This is a genomic window from Thermostichus sp. OS-CIW-30, from assembly GCF_054060215.1.
In genome coordinates this window covers 13,380-33,096 of the sequence record NZ_JBSSCZ010000009.1, presented here as the reverse complement: position 1 = coordinate 33,096, position 19,717 = coordinate 13,380, and the positions used below count along the sequence as shown (strand labels likewise).

The window sequence follows — 19,717 nt, the reverse complement described above, 5'->3', positions numbered from 1 at the left end:
TGAACTCAGGTGTCCTGAATCCCGATTTTTTTATCTCGTTTCTGTTGATCATGCAGTTGCATAGGAGGCGTTATGGCTCATAAGAAGGGAACGGGCAGCACTCGCAACGGTCGAGATTCCAATGCCAAGCGGCTGGGGGTGAAGCGCTATGGGGGCGAGCTGGTGCATCCCGGCCACATTCTGGTCAGGCAGCGGGGCACCAAGTTTCACCCAGGGGTGAACGTGCGCATCGGCGGCGACGACACCTTGTATTCTGTGGTCACCGGCATTGTGACTTTTGAGCGCTATGGCAAGTGGCGGCAAAAGGTGAGTGTCTACCCAGCTGAGGTGGCTGCCCAGTAGGGAAAGGCCCAGCTTTGAAACTGCCTGGGAGAGTTTCTTCCGCAAGAGAAGATTCTCGCTTCTGTCGACCAAGCTGCTTGCCGGGCTGAAAACTGTCTGCTCCAGAGCAGACAGGGTTTTGCTGTTGCTGATTCCTGAACTTTTTTCGTTCTTGAGGATTGGGGCCAGCCGGAAGAGAAGAGGAGCTAGGGATCCCTGACCACTTAGGGGCGAAAATGGCAAAAGCACGGAAGGCAGGAAGTTGATGCGAGTGTATCTGTTTCGCTGGGCAGGGTTGCTTCACCTCATTGCCGGGGTGATGTACCTCTACTGGCGACTGACAGCCGGGTTGATGGATTTGGGATCCCTTTTGTTTTGGGGGGCAGAGCTGTATGTTTGGCTGGCGGCGGTGGGCTTTACCCTCAGCCGCTATCCCCAAGTGCCGAGAGAGACGCTCCCATCCCCGGAGGTTCTGCGGCGGTCGTTTTTCCAGTTACCGCGAGTGGATGTGCTGGTGATGCGCCAGTGGGATTCCGTAGAGGCAACCCGGCAGACGGTGCTCTCGGCTCTGCACCTCGACTACCCGTGGGAGCGGTTGTTTGTCCACATTGTGGATCGGGTAGAAGATGAGGAGATGGCCAAGGCGGCCCGGGCCATTCCCTGCGAATACTGGGCCTGCCCTAGCCCCACAACCGACCCCCTGGCTTATGCAATGGGATCCCCTCATATCCAAGGGGAGTATCTCCTCCTAGTACAGCCGGGCCATTTTCTCGAGCGGGACTTCCTGTGGCAGACCTTGCCCCACTTTTACGACTCGCCGGAGCGGGCTCCAATTGTCAACCGAACTGGCTTTGTGCAGGCAATGCTGCGCACCCTAGGCCAGCCCAGAGCCGTTCACCCACTGCAGCAGCTCTTGGCGGTGGGATCCCAGGGCTACCAGGCGGCACCCCTGTTGGGTTCTGGCTGTCTCATCCGGCGCAAGGCTTTGGAAGGGATCCCGCGGATCGACATTCGTCGCCCTGTGCAGTTGGGGTGTCAGATGCACTGCCGCGGCTGGCAGTCTCAATTGGTTCGCCAAACCCAGGTTACGGGTGTTTTGTTGCCCTTGCGCAACCGCCGCGTTGCTTTGCTGGCTTTGTTTTCGGCCTTGAGGGAAAATCCCTTCTGGGGCAAGCCGACCACGCAGCAGCAGCGCTTTCAATACCTGTGGCTGGCCCTCTGGGCTGCCGGTGGGATGGCGGAGCTGGTCTACTTGGCGGTGCCGATGGTCTTTCTCTGCACGGGGTGGATGCCGGTGCCGGCCTTTGACCGGGTCTTCTTCGCGTGGTTTTTGCCTTATGCTCTCCTAGGGCGCATCAGTTGGCTCTTGGCCTTTCCCCCGCATTTGTGGGGGGCAGCTTGGCAGTCGGAACGGCAGACGGGCAGCCAGTTTTTTCAGTCCATCCAGGCGCTGGTGCAAAGTCTGCAGGGAGTGCCCCCCTATCCCGAGCAGCCTTCCCAGCTCTCCTTAGGACCTCAGGCTCTGGCTATTGTGCTGACTTTTCTGGCTATGGGGGTGGGATCCCTGCGTTCTGCCGGCAGTTGGGATCCCTCTTGGCCTGAGCTGCTGTTTGGCTTGGTCTGGGCCTTCTACAACCTGATGATCCTGACGGTGCGCCCCGACGATCACGATTTTGCCGGCTTTGCTTTTCCCAGCAGCAGCGCCGCTGCGGCGACAGAAGAGAGCGCCGACCCATAGGCTGCCAAGCCAAGACAAGTTCATCGCAAAACCAAATCCCCACATCCATTCAGCTGCTGCATGGATGAAATGGCAGGCTGCCGCGGCAGATGGTGGGCAAACGCTATGCTGTGAGAAGTGTAGGATAAGTGGATCGGCACAGGTTGTCTCCAACTCTCCGGGGAGGTGTACCGGTGGAGAGGGGGGATCCCTGGCCAAGTCGCCCCTCCTGTTTGCAGGATTGAACGCGGTCTTCTAGGTTCAGAACGACACACCTGTGGAGTCAGAGAGACCCCCCCTTCGACTGCTCCCCCTGGGTACGGATCCCCGTCAACAGGGCTGTGCCTATTGGCTGGAGATTGGATCCCACCGTTTGCTTCTCGATTGCGGGTTGCCCGCTCCTGCCCTCTTTAAGGCTCTGCCAGGGATCCCGGATGCGGTAATCTGCAGCCATGCTCACTTTGACCATGTGCAAGGGCTACCTGCTTTTCATCGTCGTTACCCTCAGGTACCTCTCTACGCCACGCCGGTGACTGCTCATTTGGCCGCTGGTCTGTGGGAGTGTGGCGTTTGGCCAGGCTACGACCGGGACATTCGCTTTCCCCCCTTTCGGGCGCTGCCTTTGGGCCGGGCGCGAGAGATTTTGCCCCATCTGATGCTCACTTTCTTTGCGGCTGGGCATCTGCCAGGGGCGGCGGCGACCCTGCTGCAAAATACCCAAACCTCTCCGGCCCAAACCTGTGTGTACACGGGCGACTGTTCCCTGGCCTCAACTCGCTTTGCCCCCGGCTTGGATCTCATTGCTTTGCGCCACTGGCAGCCGGACGTGTTGCTCATCGAGGCTTCGCTGGGATCCACCCGCCATCCACCCCGTCGTCACCTGGAAAATCGCCTGGTGGAGCGGTTGCTCAGCGCCTTGGAAGCGGGGCAAACGGTGCTGTTTCCCCTGCCAGTGTTGGGGTTGGGGCAGGAGCTGATCTTTCTCCTCAAAGCCCACCACCGCTTTACCCAAGCCCCCCAAGAGCTCAAGATATGGGTGGCGCCGGGGCTGGCGGCAGGCTGCAATCTCTACGAGCGCTTGCTCACCTACCTGCCGGAGCCGGTGCGCAATTTCGCCACCTACCAGCCCTTGTTCTGGGAAGACCGCCTGCAGCCGCGGGTTCAGCCCCTTACCGAAGCGGATCCTCTGCCCCAAGGCTTGCTGCTGTGCGACGCCGATGCCGGGCCTGAGGCTTGGGATCCAATTTGGTCGAGGTTGTTGGCCCAACCGCAGCGCTCCTGTCTGCTGGTGCGGCTGCCGGAAGTGGAGCTGGCCACCCCATTTGAGCGTTGGCCGGCGCCGCTGCGCTCCCGCATTGCCGTTGAATGGATAACCTGGCACAGCCACAACGATGTCGGGCATCTCACCCAGATCATCCACACCTTTCGCCCCCAGCATTTGGTCTTGGTTCACGCCGACCCCAAGCAGGCTCAGGATCTGGCGGATCTGCCGGAGCTGTGCAATCGCTACCATGTCCACTGCCCTCAGCCTGGGCATTGGCTGGAGTTGCCCGATGGGCACCTACAAACCCCAGTTAGGCTCGCGGAGCTGAAGGCCGGTTCCCCCGCCGAGATCAGGGATCCCCCTTTGCGCTATGAGGGGGAGGTGGAAGAAGTTTGGCAGGAGCAGGGGTCGCCGCGGACTTTGGCGGGGGTACAGGTGCGTCTGCCGCCCCAGATTACCCAGGATCCCCGTTGGCTGGCCTGGGCCGATACCGGCCTGGTGGAAGCCCGCTGGCAGGGATCCGAACTGGTGCTGCGCGGCCTTTCTCCACGGGAGCTGATCCGCCCGGCAGAGGCTGCCCCTTCTCCAGCAGGGATCGTGCCGCGTCCAAAACAGCCTTCTGTATCCAGTCATCACGGTGGCAAAAAGTGCCAAAATTGTCGCTTTGCCCGCCAGATCTTGACTTCCCAAGCCCAAGCCTTTCGCTGCGATCAGGAACGCTCTCCCCTCTACCGCCTCAGGGTGGATCCCCAGGGGAGCTGCCCCTACCATCAGCCGCAGGAGATCCGCTCTTCCGGTTAGCCGTCAAGCCACGGCAGCCCAAAGGCTAGAATGGGGCAAGTCCCGGTGCCAACCATGCTTGAGCAAGATTCCTGGGCAAATCATCGCCGTGGGCCGGTCGGATCCCTGGAGCGCCCAGCCGAGGCCTTGGCTGCGGCCAGCCCGCCCGTAGTGCAGATGGTTGGGGTGAACAAAGTCTATCCACTGCCGGAGGGCAGTTTTCAGGCCCTCTACGATATCGACTTGGCGATCCAGCCGGGAGAGTATTGCGCCATTATGGGGCCCTCTGGATCCGGCAAATCCACCCTGATGAACCTCATCGGCTGCTTGGATCGGCCCAGCTCAGGGCGCTACTGGCTGGATGGGGTGGAAGTTTCCACCCTGACCGATCGCGATTTGGCCCACATTCGCAACCAAAAAATCGGCTTTGTCTTCCAGCAGTTCCATCTCCTGCCCGTCCTGACAGCGCTGGAGAACGTCATGCTGCCCTTGGCCTATGCTGGGATCCCGGAGCCGGAGCAACGCCGGCGGGCCAAGCAAGCCCTAGAACAAGTGGGCTTGGGGAGCAAACTGCAGCAGCGTCCGGCCCAACTCTCCGGCGGCCAGCAGCAGCGGGTGGCGATTGCTCGTGCCATTGTCAACCGACCCCAACTGTTGCTGGCTGATGAGCCGACTGGGGCTCTGGATAGCCATACCGGCCAGGAAGTGCTGAACCTTTTTGCGGAGCTCCACCGGCAGGGCATCACCCTGGTCGTGGTCACCCATGACCTTGAAGTAGCCCAGGCCGCCCAGCGCATTATCCGGGTTGGAGATGGCCGTTTGCTGGATTGAGAGGGATCCGCCTGGGGGCAGTTGGGTTCAGGAGAGTTCCCAGTTGCGGTGAACTGGCGTGCCAGATGGATCCCCAGCTTCCCTCTCCCTTTGGGTGAAGGTCAAAGGGAATGTCTCAAACGACCCTATCTAGGATGGCCCAGCTTGGGCTACTCTAAACGCAACTGAGGGCTTGGGAAGAGGATCCGTCCATGAAACTGATCGAAGATATCATCCGATTTTTGGAAACCCGCCTGGAGGAATTTCTCAGGGCCCACCCCGAGATCGAGCTGCAAGCCCTCGATGAGCAGTTGCGCCAGCAGGAATCGGATACCCTGCGGCTGTTGCAGGAAAGCCGCGTCCAAGAGGAGGCTCTCCAAAAAAGCATTCTCAACTTAGCCGAGGAGATTAAAACCTGGCACTTTCGCATTGAGAAGGCGCAGCGGGCCAATCGTCCCGATCTGGCCGAAGGAGCGCGACGCCGGGAGGCTGAGCTGTTGGAGAGGGGCAGCCAGCTATGGGGTCAAATGAAAGCCCAAAAGGAGAAAATCCAACAAATGGAAGCCCTGCTGCCGCAGATTCGCCAGCGCCGCCAAGAAGTGAAGGCTAAGCTGCAGGAGGTAAGAGCCGCGCAAGCCAAAGGCATCGACAACCCGGACCGGAATTTCAGCCCTTGGGGAAAACCTTTCGAGGCTTGGGATGAATTGGAAGAGCAATTTCGTCAGCTAGAGGTGGAAAACGAATTGAATGACACGAAGAGGAAGGTGCGGGAACAGCAGCGGCGGTAACAGCCTGACCCAAAATCTTGTTAGTTTGCTAATGTTGAATCCAGTCGCAACAGCCAAAATCGAGCTGGGCGGAACTTGTGATTTAAGCCCTTGGTCTCAAGAGCCATAGCCACATCATTTCCAGAACTTTCTCTGGCACCGACCGGGAAGAAAAGTCTCTCCTCTCCCCCAAGAGTGATACGCTATTGGGCATGAATGAGTTGTATCTGAATCACCCCACATTTGGTCTGCTCTACAGCCTGTGTCAGGTCGACGAAAATCAGGCTCTCTTCACCACTCTCTACGCCCAAAGGCTCTTTTTTCGGGTTTACTTCAGGCCGCCGGATAACAGCGGGGATCCTGCTGCCATGGAGGAGTTGGTCTTCGATCCGATTAGCCGTAATGAGGCTCGCCAGCTCATCGAAGAGCAAATGCGCCTGCTGCGCCGTGCTGCCCGCCAAGATGAGCTAGAACAATTGCAGTTGATCTACAAGCAAACCTTTTCCTGAAAGAGGGTTTTCTGAAGGTCTTGCAGGGCTCAGGACGAGGGTCTTGTTCCTCAGATAAGATAGCCACCTAAAACTGAGACAGAAAGCGCAGGTCGCTGGTATAAAACAGGCGGATATCCTGAATGCCGTGGAGGAGCATGGCCATCCGCTCAATGCCGATCCCTGCCGCAAATCCGGTGTAGCGCTCCGGGTCGTAGCCCACCGCTTGAAATACATTGGGATCCACCATGCCGCAGCCGAAGATTTCCAGCCATTTCGAGCCAAAGCGCACGTCCATCTCAGCAGAAGGCTCGGTAAAGGGAAAATAGCTGGGCCGAAAGCGGGTTTCTCGCTTGCCCAATAGGCGGGTGATGAACGTGTTGAGGGTGCCCTTCAGGTCGGAAAAGGTGAGGTTCTCGCCCACCGCCAAAATTTCCATCTGGTGAAACACAGCGGAGTGGGTGGCATCCACGGTATCGCGGCGCATCACCCGACCGGCATGCACAATGCGCAGCGGCGGCTGGTGTTGCTCCATGTAGCGCACCTGCACCGAGGAGGTTTGGGTACGCATCAGATAGCCATTGGCCAGGTAGAGGGTATCCTGCATATCCCGCGCCGGATGGTCGGCAGGGGTGTTGAGGGCCTCGAAGTTGTAGTACTCCGTCTCGAGCTCAGGCCCATGCACCACGGTGTAGCCCATTCCCACAAAGATATCGAGCATGCGGTCGATGGTGGCCTGCAGCGGATGGATCCGCCCCAGAGGCCGACGGGGCCCGGGCATAGTGACATCCAGGCGCTCTGCTTCTAGGCGGGCCAGCAGTTGAGCTTCACCAAGGGCCTGTTTGCGCTGCTCCAGACTGGATTGGAGGGCCTCTTTAAAGGTGTTGGCCAAAGCGCCAATGGCAGGCCGTTCTTCTGGGGGCAGCTTCCCCATTCCCCCCAAGATTTTGGAGAGCTTACCTTTCTTGCCCAGGTAGTCGATGCGGATCTGTTCCAGAGCCTCCAGACCGTCAGCTTGTTCCACTTGGGCGAGGGCCTCGCTTTGCAGGGTGAGAAGCTGTTGGCGAAGCGTGTCTTTTTCGTCTTGCATGGGGCCGATTCCAAGGGCAGAAGGGATCCCTGGGGTTGTGAGGAGTCCCTACAAAGGTATCACAGGAGGGAGCTCGGTCGCGCCTTTGCATCCGATGGGGTTGGTCGGCAGCAGGGGGAACCCTTTTGGGGAACTAGCTCTGAGGCGCCGAATCTGGCAGCAGACACCCCAAAGCATCACACCCCGCCGGCCCCTCTGCTGCCAAGGTAAAGTTGCGGTCGTAGCGGGCCAGGGCCGCGAAGAAGTTATCTGTCCGCCGTCTCTGCTTGACCTCGGCCACCAGCCGCTCATAGGTGGGCTTGTCGATTTTCTCAAAAGGCAGGCGGGGGAAGGGGGCATCGAAGCGGGCCAGCAGCGCTGCGCTGATGTAGCCCTCGTCGTCGCGGATGGCTTCGTAGATACGGGATCCCAGAGCTTCCACCTCGTCCTCCCGCAGCTCGATGGTGGCGGAGGTGTTGTGGGTGGTGTAGTACTTCTGAACCTGCATATAGAAGTCAAACTGGGCCAGGGCCGAGAATTGCTCGATCTCGATCTGGCCAGCACCGGGCAGGTTGGCCCATTCTACTTCCACAGGCAGTTCCACCAGCCATTCGGTACAGCGGGGATCAAAGGGGTCGTTGAGCAAGTTCCCGTTTTCATCTTTGTCCGCCTGAGCAGGTACCACCGAGTAGCCATAGTCCAGACAGGCCAGCGCCACCGGGTCATTTTTGGCAAAGGTGATGCGGCGGATGTAGCGTTGGGCTTTGGGCGGGTGCCAGCCGGGAGAGGCGTTGGTGAGCAGCGACTTGGTGCCGGCGGGCTGAACCGTGGTGCAGCGGTTGGGGCGGCGCAGGCTGTGGCGGTCGCAGTAGTCCCAGACCACGCGGTGGACGATCTCCTTCCAGCGGCTGAGGTATTCCCGCTCCTGCTGCTTGAATTCCTTCCCGATGGGGGTATCGGGTCTCCCTTCCTGCCACCAGCGCAGCCATTCAACCCCAAAGGCTTTGACGCAAAAGTCGAACAGGCCTGTGAACGAGACGCCGACGATGGGATCCCATTCCCGCGAGCGCTGAAAGCGGGGTTCCACAAAGCGGTGGTGGAGTAGGGCTGCCACCGTGAGGGCTCCCGCCGTGAAGGCTTCCTCTTGCTCTTGCCGGTTGTGGGGATCCAAACGGTTGAGGTGGATCTCGGCCAAGTTGCAATGGAATGTGTGGCCAATAATCTCGCCACAGTTGTGGACAACAAACCCATTGGCATCAAAGCACGCTGGGCCGGGGACAGTACAGTCATACACCGGCTCTACCCCGTCTGCCTCAAGGGCAGCAACCGTCACAGCAAACCGCTCTCGGTTGAGCTGGCGCTTGTAGCCATTCAGCAGTGCCTCTAGCTTTTGGGCTTTGTGCGGTTCCCGAAAGCCGACCCATTCCTGGAACAGATGCAAGTTGTCGTTGGCAATAACCAATTCGTGCTGGGCTTTGCAAGCGTATGGTGCAGGTTGGCGAGCACTGTTCGGCAGCAGGCGATATCCAGCAGGACGGCGATTCTCATACAAAACTGCAATGATGCCCAGCCGCGCCAGCATGCGCTGAACCGCTTTGAGGGTACCCAGATGGCTTTGAGAGAGCCGCACGCTAACCCCTTTCTCCTGATTACCTTGCACGCTGCCATCCGCATCAAAGAGCCCGCACAAGAAGCCTCGATGAAACTGGAAGCTGGTGGCTTCGAGCGCCTCTGTCATCTGCTTTTGTCCGGGCCTCATGCCGAACTGGGCCGCCAGTTTTGCCAACCCCCTGGAGCCGATAACCCGCAACCCAAGCTGCGCATAGTGATATGCCTCTGGCTGGCGGGGCTCGTAACCCACTGCCGTTTGCAAAAGCTGAATCGCATACTGGCTCATTTCGGCTTGGGTATCTTGCCAATAGCGTAATAAAGCCGTGTCGTTCCACGGGGTTGCCGTAAGGCTACCGTCACCCAGCAAATTCCCCAAAAGCCAGCCTTCTTCCCAGGTACCCGCCCCATCCCACGGGGTGAGATCGCGATGGTTGTGCAGCAGGATGCGGTCGCCCGGTTGTAGGCTTTCTGCCGGTACCCACTCGGTGTATTGTGCCTTTTGGGTTTGAGCGGTGACTTTGAGAACCCGATGGTTGCCTGTCAGCCGCAGAGAGAACCCTTCCTTGGTCAAAAGCTTCAGCACAGGCTTGGTACCGGAGTAGAAGAACCCCTCCGGTGTGGTACTGAATAGTTCTCCATTGACATAGGTGCTGTGCTGCTTCCCAATCAGGTCTCTCACCTGGCGCGGCCCATCGCCCGTGTGCACCCAGGTATCGGCTGTCACGCAGGGATTCAGCCCATAGCGCCACAGGCGATCCTGAAGCTCCTCTTCCCCTAGGGAGGGATCCCGTCCCTTTAGCCATTCTCGGGCCGTTCCTGCCTCATAGGCTTTGAGAAAGTCGGGTTTTAGGTCGGGTGGGATAAGGTCGCAATTGGCCCGCGCTACAGCTTCCCCGGCCCACTGGATGGCCCCCTCACCGGAGTAAAACTGCTTGCGCACGGCCTCAATACATTCTTCGCGCGTCGGCTTGCGGTGAAACACCCGCGTGTGGTTGGCCATGCGCAGGGCATCTCGCTCGGGATCAATTCTCCAGTTGCCGTTTTCGTCCTGCTGCCAGAGGTTGTCTTTGGCGGTGGATCCCAGCTGGTCGTCGGCAGCAAACTGACGAATGCCAGCGCTACGACGAATGTTTCCCGCCACCACCACCACCGCCGCCTCGTCGATGAGCAAACAGCACTCCACCGAGTTCAGTTGCCGACCTACCGCCCTGTTGAGGATGGCGGCACAGCGCTCGTACAAGCCGGGCAGCTTAATGGGGTTGGCTACGCCCCCAAACCCTTTCAGCCGCTCCCCAGCCGGGCGGACATCGCTCAAGTCCACTGTCACTTCCACCTGGCCCCCAAAGCTGGGATCCGACGCCAGCTCCAGCAGCGCTTGGTAGGACTCCACCCAGCCGCGGCGGCTGTCCCCCACCTGGATGTGCACCTGGGATCCCTGCCGTTGGATGCGGGTGTGCTCCTGCCGCTCTTCGGGAGGGGTGGTGCCGATGGATCCCTTCACGTGAACCCGCAGGCGGTTGACAATGGGGGGCAACTGGCGGATGAACTGCGGTTCCAGCACCGCTCCCGTGCCGCAGCCCATCATGGCCAGATCCATCATCAGGCCAAAGGCCCGCCAGTCCACCACCGCCAAACTGGTGCAGTTGTAGGCACCGGAGAAGTTTTCCGGCTTCTGGATCCAGTCGGTGCCCATCACCCACAAGGCTCGACCGGAGATCAACGCCTTCAACTGCCGCTGCATGCGCTCTACGAGCTCCCGCTCCTGGGGGGTAAAACGCCCCAGCCGGGCGATGTCGGCCAAGGTGCGCTCGCAAACTTCGCCCCAAGTCTCGCGGTTGCCATCCGGGCGGCGACGGCTGTAGGTGCGGTAGAACACCGGGCTGGCCGCCGGGGCTGTGGCCGGAAACTCGCCCAGAGGCAGGGATCCCGTCGTTTCAGCGGGATCAAGTCCCTGTACTTCTTTGCTCTGTTCGCCTGAGCGGGACGAAGTCCACACCATAGCCACACCTCTTCTGCAAAGCTCGGTAGTTCCGACTCTTGAGCGCCGGTTGGCAACCCCGCCGACCCAATGCCCAACCACGTTATCACAATCTTCGGGGGTCTGGTGTTGTAGGTAGTGTTGTGCTCTGAGAAGATCTTTAAGAGCCTCTAGGGATAGGGCAGGCCCGCTGTCTGCCGGGGGAGCCGCAAGGGAACGGAAGGCCCGGCAGAAGGGCTACAGTGGAGGAGAGGGATCCCAAGTTAAGGGGCTGCTTGTCGTCTTCAACGGCACCTTCCTGGGCCTTCTCCCCAGTGAGAGCTGTGTAAGGAGTTGTATCGTCATGACCAGTCGCCTGCGCATCGGTAGCTTGTGGGGGATCCCCTTTTTCATCGACTACACCTGGTTCCCGGCGGCCCTCCTGCTGGTGCTCTCCTACGGGGTGTTGACGGCGGTGGGGTTGTTTCTTTCTCTGCTGGCTCATGAGTTGGCCCACAGCTTGGTGGCCCGCGCCTATGGAGTACGGGTTAACTCCATCACCCTGTTTATTTTTGGGGGTATGGCGGCGATTGAGCGGGAAGTTCCCCGCCCCCTTGGCGCTTTTTGCGTGGCCGTGGCAGGCCCTCTCCTCAGCTTGGGTCTGTTTGTGCTCTTCAGCATGGCCCGGGCTTGGGCTGTGCCGGAGTCGATGCTGGCCTCAACCCTCACCAGCTTGGCTGCCATCAACCTGACGATTGCCCTGTTTAACCTGCTGCCGGGCTTGCCTCTGGATGGGGGGCAAATGCTCAAGGCGGCCATCTGGGGTTGGACGGGGGATCGGCAAAAGGGTATGCTGTGGGCGGCCCGAGCCGGCCAGGGGGTGGGCTGGGGTTTGGTGGGGCTAGGTCTGCTGGTGGTATTTTGGGGGAGCCTCAACGGCCTCTGGGTGGGGTTGATCGGCCTGTTTATTTTGAACACCGCCCGCCGCTACAGCCAGTACGCGCAACTGCAGCAGGTGCTGGCCCGCCTGAAAGCTGCAGATGTGATGACCCGCCAGTTTCGGGTTTTGGATGCGAACATGAGCCTGCGGGAGTTTGTGGATCGCTATCTGGTGCCTTCTTCTCTCAGGCCGGAAGCTCCAACTCAGCCAGCGGAGGTTTATTTTGCCGAGGAAGATGGCCGTTACCGCGGGTTGGTCAGGCCAGAACTGCTCAACGACATCGAGCGCAGCCAGTGGGATCGCCTCACCCTCAAGGCTATTCTCAAGCCGATGGAGCAACTGCAGGGGGTACGAGAAGAGACCCCCATTCCCCAGGTGATTCAGATGATGCGCCAGGCGGAACCGCGCCGCATTTTGGTTTTCACGCCCACCGGCGCCATTGCCGGCTTGATCGATCGCGGGGATGTGGTGGCCATGGCTGCCCGGCAGTTGGGGGTCGTGCTGCCCCAAGAGGTGGTGCAGCGGGTGCGCGATAGCGAAGAATGGCCCCCTGGATTTCAGGTGGAGGACAATCTGGCCGGAGAGGGATCCCCCAGTCTGGCTTGGCAGGGATCCCCGGATCTGCGCAATGAGCCTTAGGGGGATGTCTGGACAGGGAGCAGCCCAAGGTACCTAGGTTCTCCCTCTACCACAAAAGGGGTTGGGATCTGCAAGGTGGGGAGAGAAGGCCGAGAAAAGTAGTCTCAGATACTATTTCCCGGAGCCCCTCTCCATCTACAATTAAGACTGTTCTCCATCAGTTAAGAATTTTGAACCGCTCTCCTCGTCTTTTGCCCGCCTACACCCACCGACTGAGCAACGGGTTAGGCGTTATCCTTCATCCCATCCCCATTGCCGATTCTGTAACCGTTGACGTCTGGGTACGGACAGGCGGACGCCATGAGCCGCCGGAGTGGCTGGGCCTATCCCATTTTCTGGAACACATGGTGTTTAAGGGCAGCGAGCGGCTGGCTCCTGGTGAGCTGGATTGGGCCGTCGAAGGACGGGGAGGAGTTACCAATGCTGCCACCGGCCAAGACTACACCCATTACTACATTACGGTGGCTGCTGCCGACCTGGCGGATACCCTGCCCTACCTGGCAGAGGTGGTTTTGCGGGCCGGGATCCCAGATCTGGAGTTTGAGCGGGAGCGGCAGGTGGTTCTGGAGGAAATTCGCCGCGCCGCCGACAACCCTGATTACACGGCCTATCAGCTTTTGATGCAGACCGCCTATGGGGAGCATCCCTATGGACGACCGGTGTTGGGCACACCGGAAAGCTTGATGCAACTGACCCCTGAGGTGATGCGCGCTTACCACCGCGCTTGGTATCGGCCTGAATCCATGACGGTGGTGGTGACGGGTGGCATCGATCCCGAGCGGGCGTTGGCCTTGGTGGAGGAGCAGTTTGGCAGCTCTGCTGCTGGGCCAGCACCGGTCAGCCCCCCCATTCCGCCCCAGCCTCGTCCCCAAGGGATCCTGCGCCGGGAGAGCGACCATGCCCGCTTGGAGCAAGCCCGTCTGAAATTGGCCTGGCCTACCGTTGGCATTGACGATTGGCAGCAAGCCTGTGGCCTGGAGATGTTGGCTTCTCTGCTGGGAGATGGCCGTACTTCGCGGCTGGTGCATCTGCTGCGGGAACAGCGGGGCTGGGTGAGGGCCATTGGCTGTTCTTCGCTGGTGTTGAAGGAGGGGGGGCTGTTTTGTATCGGCGCTCAGCTGGAGCCGAAGGATGTGGCGCGGGTGGAGGCGACGATCCTGCACGAGATCGAAAAGCTGCAGCAGGATGGCATTGGCCAAGCGGAGTTGGATCGCACCCGGCGTATGCTCACCCATGAGTTCCTGTTCTCCGCCGAGTCCCCCAGTCAATTGGCGGGCATCTATGGCTACTACGAGACACTGGGCGGGGTGCAGCGCATTCAAGAGTACCTGGAGCTGTTGCAATCTTTTACCCCGGCTCAGATCCGGGAATTGGCCCAGCAGTACTTGTCTCCGGAGGCCTATGTGGTCACCGTTCTCAAGCCGACTGCCCTCGATCCAGCAATGGCCTCGGAGCTGCAACTGGCCTGTCGGTGAGCGCTGCCTCGACGCTCTGGACTCTTGACTTTCGGATTTTGGACGGGATCCCTTGCCTGCATGAACTCTGCTCTGCTTGCCACCCAACGTGGCCGTTTACAGCGCGTCCTTTTGGCCAATGGCATCACGCTGTTGCTGGGCCAGAACCCAACGGTGGAGATCTTGGCTGCCCACTGTTTTTTCCGCGGTGGTAGCCGGGCAGAGCGGCCGCAACAGGCGGGGGTGAGCCACTTGATGGCGGCTGTCCTCACCAAAGGCACGCATCGGCGCAACTCCCAGGCCATTGCTGCTGCGGTGGAATCGCTGGGAGCCTCGCTATCGGTGGACAGTTCTGCCGACTATTTCGAGGTGAGCCTGCGCTGTGTGGCTGCCGATTTCCCGGAGTTGCTGGATTTGCTTGCGGAGACGCTGCGGGATCCCAGTTTTCCTGAAGAGGAGGTGGCGCGAGAGCAGGCGTTGATGCTGCAGGCCATCCGCGCCCAACAGGAACGGCCCTTCAGCTTGGCTTTCGAGCAGGTGCAACAAGCCCTCTATGGGGATAATCCCTACGCTCTGCCGGGGTTGGGACGGCTGGAAACGGTGGGATCCCTGACCCGCGAGGATTTGGTGGCCTATCACGCGGCCTACTGTCGTCCCAATGGAATGGTGATGGTGGTGATCGGCCCAGAGCCGCCGGAGCAGATGGCTGCCCAGGTGGAAGCGGCTTTGGGAGACTGGGTTGTTCCCGGCCCCTCTCCAGAGGATCGGGATGTTCCCCTGCCCCCTCTGAGGGATCCCCAACTGCTGAGGTTGCCCCAGCCCACTCAGCAGACGACGATCTTGATCGGGTTTCGCGGATCCCCTGCTGCTTCTGCGGATTATCCGGCCCTGAAACTGTTGGCCACCTACTTGGGGAGCGGTCTGTCCAGCCGTCTGTTCGTGGAACTGCGGGAGCGCTGTGGCCTGGCCTATGAGGTCTCGGCTTTTTTTGCCACCCGTCGGGATCCCGCCCCTTTTGGGGTTTACATGGGCACTGCAGCAGAGAACACCCAGGTGGCTCTGGAACGCCTACAAGCAGAAATCCACCGTCTGCAGGCCAATCCCCTCGATCCGGCGGAGGTGGAAATGGCGCAGCGCAAACTTCTGGGCCAGTATGCCCTCAGCAAACAAACCAATGCCCAGGTGGCTCAACTGGCGGGCTGGTACGAGATTTTGGGCTTGGGCATGGAGTTTGACCGGCAGTATTTGCAGGGGGTCAGGCAGCTCACCCCAGAGCAGCTCCACCAAGCCGCAAAGACCTACCTGGCCCCCCCGGCCATTGCTCTGGTGGGGCCGGAAGCTGCCTTGGCAGAGGTTGAGCTGGTGTTTTAAGCTGAGCAAACCATGAGGAAAACTAAGATCTGGCAAACATGGCCATTTCGATTCAAACGGGGACATTGCGCCCACACCTCAATAAAACACCTAAATAAAAAATGTTGAAAATGTTGAATGCGCAGTGCCGGAAAGCTTTTTTTAGGAGCCCATGTGTCTCACCCTGGCCTGAAGTAACCATAACTCTGGATTGAGGTCACGATTGTGGGTCAATCTCGAGATGTCCAAGAAAACGATGGGGATCGTTTGTAAACTACCCGACTCCGACCGCTAAGCGGTACGGAGCGGGCTTTCAGTAGCCCTGGGCCTGTTCTGCTTTACCAGAGAACAAAACAAGCCCGAACCTCTAGGCTGGTTTACAGCAGCCCCCAAGAGCGCAATCACATTCGCACCATTCAAATCCGCATCCCCTTCCCATCCACAGTGCCCACACTTGAACGACTTGCCACTGCGGTAGGACTTGCCCTGCTCAGGGTGGATGTGTAAGCACCGGTGACAGGTCTGCGACGTGTAAGCAGGCGGCACAAGAACCAGAGAAACCCCTGCAACCCTCGCCTTGTATTCCAGAAACTGACGTAGTTGGTAGAACGCCCAACTGTTGGTCCTACGCCGCTCGGCTTTGCTGCGTGGCTGTTGATTGACCCTTTCCCGGATCCCTGTCAGGTCTTCCAGAGCAAGAGCGCTGTTGGTAGCTTTTGCCCTGGAGACAATAACTTTGGAGATGCGATGATTGACCCACACTTGAAAGCGTCTCTCCTTGCCAGACAGCCGTTGCAACAGTTCTCTGCATCTGCGCCGCGAACTGCGGGTGCCCTTACTGGCTTTGCGTTGGAGTACCGCCCTCAACCGGGAGTAGCGCTCTCGGACTCTGCTCAACTGCTGTCCATTCCAGTTATCCCCCTCTGACGTATGGGCAATATCTGTCCTCCCCAAGTCCACCCCGATCACCTTGTCGGTATCTTGTTGCTTGGGTGGCTTTTCCTCTACGCAAATCTGGATGTAGTAGGAGCCATCCTTCCGCTGGACTAGGGTGGCCGATTTGGGGTTAGAGCCGGCCAGCATTCCCCTCTGGTAGTTACCAATGGCTAGCTCAAAGCGTTCTCTCCCTTCAACCGTGGTCAGCGACACCGTCCAGTCTTTCTCGCGGAATGAAAAGATACGTGCGTCGTAGGTAACGAACCCACGCTTGAACTCTTTAACTGGACGGTTGCGCTGTCTCGCCACTTTGCGGGCGCCGGCCACCCGTCTGCAGACCTGTTGGGCCAAGTTGCTAGACAAGCCGAATCGGGCGCGAATCTCGTAGTAGCAAAGGGATTGCAGTTTGACCGCATTGACGATCTTCTCCGGCGTGTTCTGGTTGACCCAGTTCAGTGCCTGCACAAAGGCATCCATCGTCGCGTCCAATTTAGCGGCTTGCGACTGGGACACCTTGAGCTTGCAGGAGATGGTCAGGATTTGGCTCATAAGTTCATTGTACTTCATCAAAGCGCATTCCTCCCGACACTGACCCTACGGGTACAGTGCGGGGCTCCTGCGCTAGTAAGCTGAATAGCAGCCCTCTGAGAAAACTGGCGTTTTTCCTTTCTTTATCTTGCTTGAGCTTTTTGTGGCTGGTAGGCACAGCAGATCATCTGCAGGGGATACCCAAAAAGAGGGATCCGTGCCGCTTGGGCGGCTGGAAAAGCGGTTTTCCTTTGCGTTTTGCCCCTACTGGCGTCCCTTTCGGCGGCCCCTGCGTACCCACCACGGACTGTGGTCCGTGCGCGAAGGGATCCTGATCCGACTTACAGATCGGGAGACAGGCTGTCAGGGATATGGGGAAATTGCTCCCATCCCTTGGTTTGGCAGCGAGACCTTAGAGCAGGCTCTGGCGTTTTGTCGGCAGCTGCCCCCTCTTTTGTCGGAGGCGTATATTTTGGGGATCCCAGAAGCACTGCCAACCTGCCGGTTTGGGTTTGAATGCGCTTGGCTGGCCTGTCGGGATCCCGATTGGTTGAACAAGGATCTCTCTCTACTCTCTTTCTGTGAACTTTTGGGGGAGACCCTGCCGCCGGAATCTTACAAGGACTCCTACAAGGACTCCGTCCCACTCACGCGGTCGGTGTACAAGCTCAAGGTGGGGAGGGATCCCATGCAGCAGGAGTTGGAGAAGCTGGAGCAATGGCTGGAGCGGTTGCCACCAGGATCCCATCTGCGTTTGGATGCCAATGGGGGGTTAACGCTTGCGGAGGCCCACCGGTGGCTGATGGTTTGTGATCGGCTCAACCAGGCCTCGCCGGTCAAGATCGAGTTTTTGGAGCAGCCTCTGCCGCCGGATCAGCACGCCCATTTGGTGGAGCTCAGCCGCCAGTACCAAACCCCCGTTGCTTTGGATGAATCGGTGGCCTGCCTGGAGCAGTTGCAAGCGATCCATCGGTCAGGATGGAAAGGGATCCTGGTGGTGAAGCCGTCTCTGGTGGGCTCCTGCATTGCGCTGCGAGAGTATCTCAGCCGCCATCCCGGCCTGGATCTGGTCTTTTCTTCGGCGCTGGAGACTCCCATCGGCGCCTGGCACGGGTTGGCTTGGGCGGGATCCCTGCAGGAGAAGACGGCTTGCCCCAGAGCTGTGGGATGGGGGGTAGGGGAGTTTTTCCAGGAAGGGGATCCCCTGACCTTGACCCAGCTCTCAGCCCAGGAGCGGGCTGCCCTCATGCAGGCGGTGTGGGAGCGCTACAGCCGGCCCTAGACTGCGGCGGCCTGTTGTTTGGCGTATTCCTGCCGCAGATAGGCCTGGATAAAATGCATCAGCTCCTCCGGCTCGCCGTTCATAAAGGCCTCGACATTGTAGGTTTCGGCGTTGGTGCGGTGATCCTTGATCAACTTGTAAGGATCGAAGGTGTAGGTGCGAATACGCCCCCCAAAGCCCTGAGTCACCATCTCGCCGCGGATCTCGGCCAGCTTTTGTCTGCGTTTTTCCTCTTCCATCTCGATCAGCTTGGCCTTCAAGATCTGGATGGCTCGCTCTTTGTTTTGCAGTTGGGAGCGCTCCTCGGTGCAGCGCACGGCAATGCCGGTGGGCTTGTGGATCACCCGCACCGCTGTTTCCACTTTGTTCACGTTTTGGCCACCTGCCCCACCTGAGCGGGAGGTCTCGAACTCCAGATCTTCCATCTTCAGCTCATACTCGCTTTCCTCTTCCAGAATCGGCATCACCTCTACGCCAGCAAAGCTGGTTTGCCGTTTGCCGTTGGCGTTGAAGGGGCTGATGCGCTCCATGCGGTGGTTGCCCTTCTCGGCAGAAAGATACCCATAGGCGTAGGGGCCTTCGATCAGCAGGGTGGCGGACTTGATACCGGCTTCGGCGCCTTCGGAGTATTCCGAGAGGCTGACCTTGTAGCCCTGGTTTTCGGCCCAGCGGGTGTACATTTTCAGGAGCATTTCCGCCCAGTCCTGGGCGTCGGTTCCCCCTGCGCCGGCGGTGATGGTGAGGATGGCACCGTTTTTGTCGTAGGGGCCGGAGAGCAGTTGCTGTAGCTCCCACTGGCCCAACTCCCGCTCCACCACTGCCAGGGATCCTGCTGTCTCGGCTAGGAGTTCTGGATCGGGCTCTTCTTGGAGCAGCTCGAGGGCGCTGACGGCATCTTCCAGGCGCTCCTTCCAGCGGTGCACCTGATCCCAGGAGGCCTTGAGGCTGTTGAGCTTTTGCAGGTGGCGGCGGGCTGCCTCTACATCATTCCAAAACTGCGGCTGCGAGGCTTCTTGCTCTAGGATGGCAATCTGTTGCTCCAAGTGGGGCAGGTCAAAGATAGTCCTGAGCGTTGCTCAGGCGCAAGGTGAGCGATTCTAGGGTGCGTCTTAGATCGGCAAGTTCCATAGAGAGCAGCAAGCTGTTTGCGCGTCGGATCCCATCCTAACCTGTGGGCCGGCAACTCAATCAAGGGATGGAGCCCTTCTGTGGGGCAGTTCCTGGCCGTTCCCATTGCAACAGCATTGCGATCCCTTGTCCATAGCAACAACCCCGCCAGAGGCAGGACGGAGTCCTTTGGCTTCTGCCGAAAGATCCCTGTTGAGGTGGCTCAAGCCTATAGCAGAATAAAGAATTCGGTTTCGGAGGCTGCGATGCTGAAGGTCTTTTCCTTGCTTTCCGGGCTGGTTTTGGCGGGAGGAGTGGCTGCTTTGGCCATCACCAATCCCACCTTAGAAGAGTACAGAACTCATGCAGGGCAACAACTGGCCGCCTACGCTACGCGAGAATACTGCGCTCAGATCCCGTCTTTCTTGGTCACTTTGATTGAGGAATGTCATGCCCTTGTCCGAGAGCTCCAGCCCGAACTAGAAGCTCTGTTCATGCGCCAAACCCGCCGGCAGAATTTTATCCTTTTCAGCCTCTACACCACCGATTTGTCGTTGCTCAACTTTGGCCCACTGGGGATCTCCTTGCCCACCTACCACTTTGAAACCCTTGCCGTGGCTGGGCAATTTTATACTTATGAGATTCGAGAGGGGAAAGTTGACCCCTAGCCACCATGGCAACCTTAGGGATCAGACAG

At 59.3% G+C, this 19,717-nt stretch carries 15 protein-coding genes; 11 read left to right on the top strand and 4 right to left on the bottom strand.

The genetic code is table 11. The features are described 5' to 3' along the window. Positions 1–72: 72 nt before the first annotated feature. The 6 genes from rpmA (at position 73) to ACVWZF_RS05225 (ending at position 6,168) form a co-directional block, all read left to right on the top strand. Complete coding sequence (gene rpmA, locus ACVWZF_RS05250; RefSeq protein WP_011432382.1) at positions 73–342, top strand: 50S ribosomal protein L27; 270 nt, start codon at positions 73–75, stop codon at positions 340–342. Between the two features lie 244 nt (positions 343–586). Continuing rightward, on the top strand, positions 587–2,059 hold the full coding sequence (locus tag ACVWZF_RS05245; RefSeq protein ID WP_457411044.1) for a cellulose synthase: 1,473 nt from the start codon (positions 587–589) through the stop codon (positions 2,057–2,059). A 256-nt stretch (positions 2,060–2,315) separates the two neighbouring features. Then, positions 2,316–4,103, top strand: coding sequence for an MBL fold metallo-hydrolase (locus ACVWZF_RS05240; protein ID WP_457411042.1), 1,788 nt, complete (start codon positions 2,316–2,318; stop codon positions 4,101–4,103). A gap of 54 nt (positions 4,104–4,157) precedes the next feature. Continuing rightward, a complete protein-coding gene (locus tag ACVWZF_RS05235; protein ID WP_011432379.1) occupies positions 4,158–4,913 on the top strand; it encodes an ABC transporter ATP-binding protein in 756 nt (251 codons plus the stop codon). A gap of 191 nt (positions 4,914–5,104) precedes the next feature. Continuing rightward, positions 5,105–5,680, top strand: a complete 576-nt coding sequence (locus ACVWZF_RS05230) for a TIGR04376 family protein (RefSeq protein ID WP_457411041.1) — start codon at positions 5,105–5,107, stop codon at positions 5,678–5,680. A gap of 191 nt (positions 5,681–5,871) precedes the next feature. Continuing rightward, positions 5,872–6,168, top strand: coding sequence for a PipX family protein (locus ACVWZF_RS05225; RefSeq protein ID WP_011432377.1), 297 nt, complete (start codon positions 5,872–5,874; stop codon positions 6,166–6,168). Between the two features lie 67 nt (positions 6,169–6,235). On the opposite strand, the gene pheS is transcribed toward ACVWZF_RS05225, so the two are convergent. Next, positions 6,236–7,237 carry a phenylalanine--tRNA ligase subunit alpha gene (gene pheS / locus ACVWZF_RS05220; RefSeq protein WP_011432376.1) on the bottom strand — a complete coding sequence of 334 codons (1,002 nt, stop codon included), beginning with the start codon at positions 7,235–7,237 and terminating at the stop codon, positions 6,236–6,238. A gap of 133 nt (positions 7,238–7,370) precedes the next feature. Further along, complete coding sequence (nrdJ, locus tag ACVWZF_RS05215) at positions 7,371–10,826, bottom strand: ribonucleoside-triphosphate reductase, adenosylcobalamin-dependent (protein WP_457411039.1); 3,456 nt, start codon at positions 10,824–10,826, stop codon at positions 7,371–7,373. Between the two features lie 322 nt (positions 10,827–11,148). Between nrdJ and ACVWZF_RS05210 the strand changes: the two genes are divergently transcribed. The 3 genes from ACVWZF_RS05210 to ACVWZF_RS05200 all read left to right on the top strand — a co-directional run bounded on the left by ACVWZF_RS05210 (position 11,149) and on the right by ACVWZF_RS05200 (position 15,188). Next, a complete protein-coding gene (locus ACVWZF_RS05210) occupies positions 11,149–12,363 on the top strand; it encodes a site-2 protease family protein (protein WP_457411037.1) in 1,215 nt (404 codons plus the stop codon). 170 nt (positions 12,364–12,533) lie between these two features. Next, positions 12,534–13,838, top strand: a complete 1,305-nt coding sequence (locus ACVWZF_RS05205) for a M16 family metallopeptidase (protein ID WP_457411035.1) — start codon at positions 12,534–12,536, stop codon at positions 13,836–13,838. A 60-nt stretch (positions 13,839–13,898) separates the two neighbouring features. Further along, positions 13,899–15,188, top strand: a complete 1,290-nt coding sequence (locus ACVWZF_RS05200; RefSeq protein WP_457411033.1) for a M16 family metallopeptidase — start codon at positions 13,899–13,901, stop codon at positions 15,186–15,188. Between the two features lie 270 nt (positions 15,189–15,458). Here ACVWZF_RS05200 and ACVWZF_RS05195 read toward each other — a convergent pair whose 3' ends face one another. Continuing rightward, the gene (locus ACVWZF_RS05195; protein ID WP_457411059.1) at positions 15,459–16,652 is read right to left on the bottom strand and encodes an RNA-guided endonuclease InsQ/TnpB family protein; all 1,194 of its coding nucleotides are present in this window, start codon (positions 16,650–16,652) and stop codon (positions 15,459–15,461) included. Between the two features lie 196 nt (positions 16,653–16,848). Between ACVWZF_RS05195 and ACVWZF_RS05190 the strand changes: the two genes are divergently transcribed. Further along, a complete protein-coding gene (locus tag ACVWZF_RS05190) occupies positions 16,849–17,913 on the top strand; it encodes an o-succinylbenzoate synthase (RefSeq protein ID WP_457411032.1) in 1,065 nt (354 codons plus the stop codon). Here the strand turns inward: ACVWZF_RS05190 and prfB are convergent. Then, a protein-coding gene (gene prfB / locus ACVWZF_RS05185) for a peptide chain release factor 2 (protein ID WP_414413379.1) occupies positions 17,910–19,041 on the bottom strand; the annotation gives its coding sequence in 2 pieces (ribosomal slippage) (positions 17,910–18,968 and positions 18,970–19,041; 1,131 coding nt in all). The genes ACVWZF_RS05190 and prfB overlap by 4 nt on opposite strands. Before the next feature lie 245 nt (positions 19,042–19,286). On the opposite strand from prfB, the gene ACVWZF_RS05180 reads away from it, so the two are divergent. Next, positions 19,287–19,688, top strand: coding sequence for a DUF4359 domain-containing protein (locus ACVWZF_RS05180; RefSeq protein WP_414406723.1), 402 nt, complete (start codon positions 19,287–19,289; stop codon positions 19,686–19,688). Positions 19,689–19,717 lie beyond the last annotated feature (29 nt).

What these genes read in the sequence shown, in the direction of transcription:
- ACVWZF_RS05180 (WP_414406723.1), top strand. Translation starts at nt 19,287, where the DNA reads ATGCTGAAGGTCTTTTCCTTGCTTTCCGGGCTGGTTTTGGCGGGAGGA.
- ACVWZF_RS05230 (WP_457411041.1), top strand. Translation starts at nt 5,105, where the DNA reads ATGAAACTGATCGAAGATATCATCCGATTTTTGGAAACCCGCCTGGAG.
- ACVWZF_RS05235 (WP_011432379.1), top strand. Translation starts at nt 4,158, where the DNA reads ATGCTTGAGCAAGATTCCTGGGCAAATCATCGCCGTGGGCCGGTCGGA.
- ACVWZF_RS05210 (WP_457411037.1), top strand. Translation starts at nt 11,149, where the DNA reads ATGACCAGTCGCCTGCGCATCGGTAGCTTGTGGGGGATCCCCTTTTTC.
- pheS (WP_011432376.1), bottom strand. Translation starts at nt 7,237, where the DNA reads ATGCAAGACGAAAAAGACACGCTTCGCCAACAGCTTCTCACCCTGCAA.
- ACVWZF_RS05195 (WP_457411059.1), bottom strand. Translation starts at nt 16,652, where the DNA reads ATGAGCCAAATCCTGACCATCTCCTGCAAGCTCAAGGTGTCCCAGTCG.
- ACVWZF_RS05225 (WP_011432377.1), top strand. Translation starts at nt 5,872, where the DNA reads ATGAATGAGTTGTATCTGAATCACCCCACATTTGGTCTGCTCTACAGC.
- ACVWZF_RS05200 (WP_457411033.1), top strand. Translation starts at nt 13,899, where the DNA reads ATGAACTCTGCTCTGCTTGCCACCCAACGTGGCCGTTTACAGCGCGTC.
- nrdJ (WP_457411039.1), bottom strand. Translation starts at nt 10,826, where the DNA reads ATGGTGTGGACTTCGTCCCGCTCAGGCGAACAGAGCAAAGAAGTACAG.
- rpmA (WP_011432382.1), top strand. Translation starts at nt 73, where the DNA reads ATGGCTCATAAGAAGGGAACGGGCAGCACTCGCAACGGTCGAGATTCC.
- ACVWZF_RS05245 (WP_457411044.1), top strand. Translation starts at nt 587, where the DNA reads ATGCGAGTGTATCTGTTTCGCTGGGCAGGGTTGCTTCACCTCATTGCC.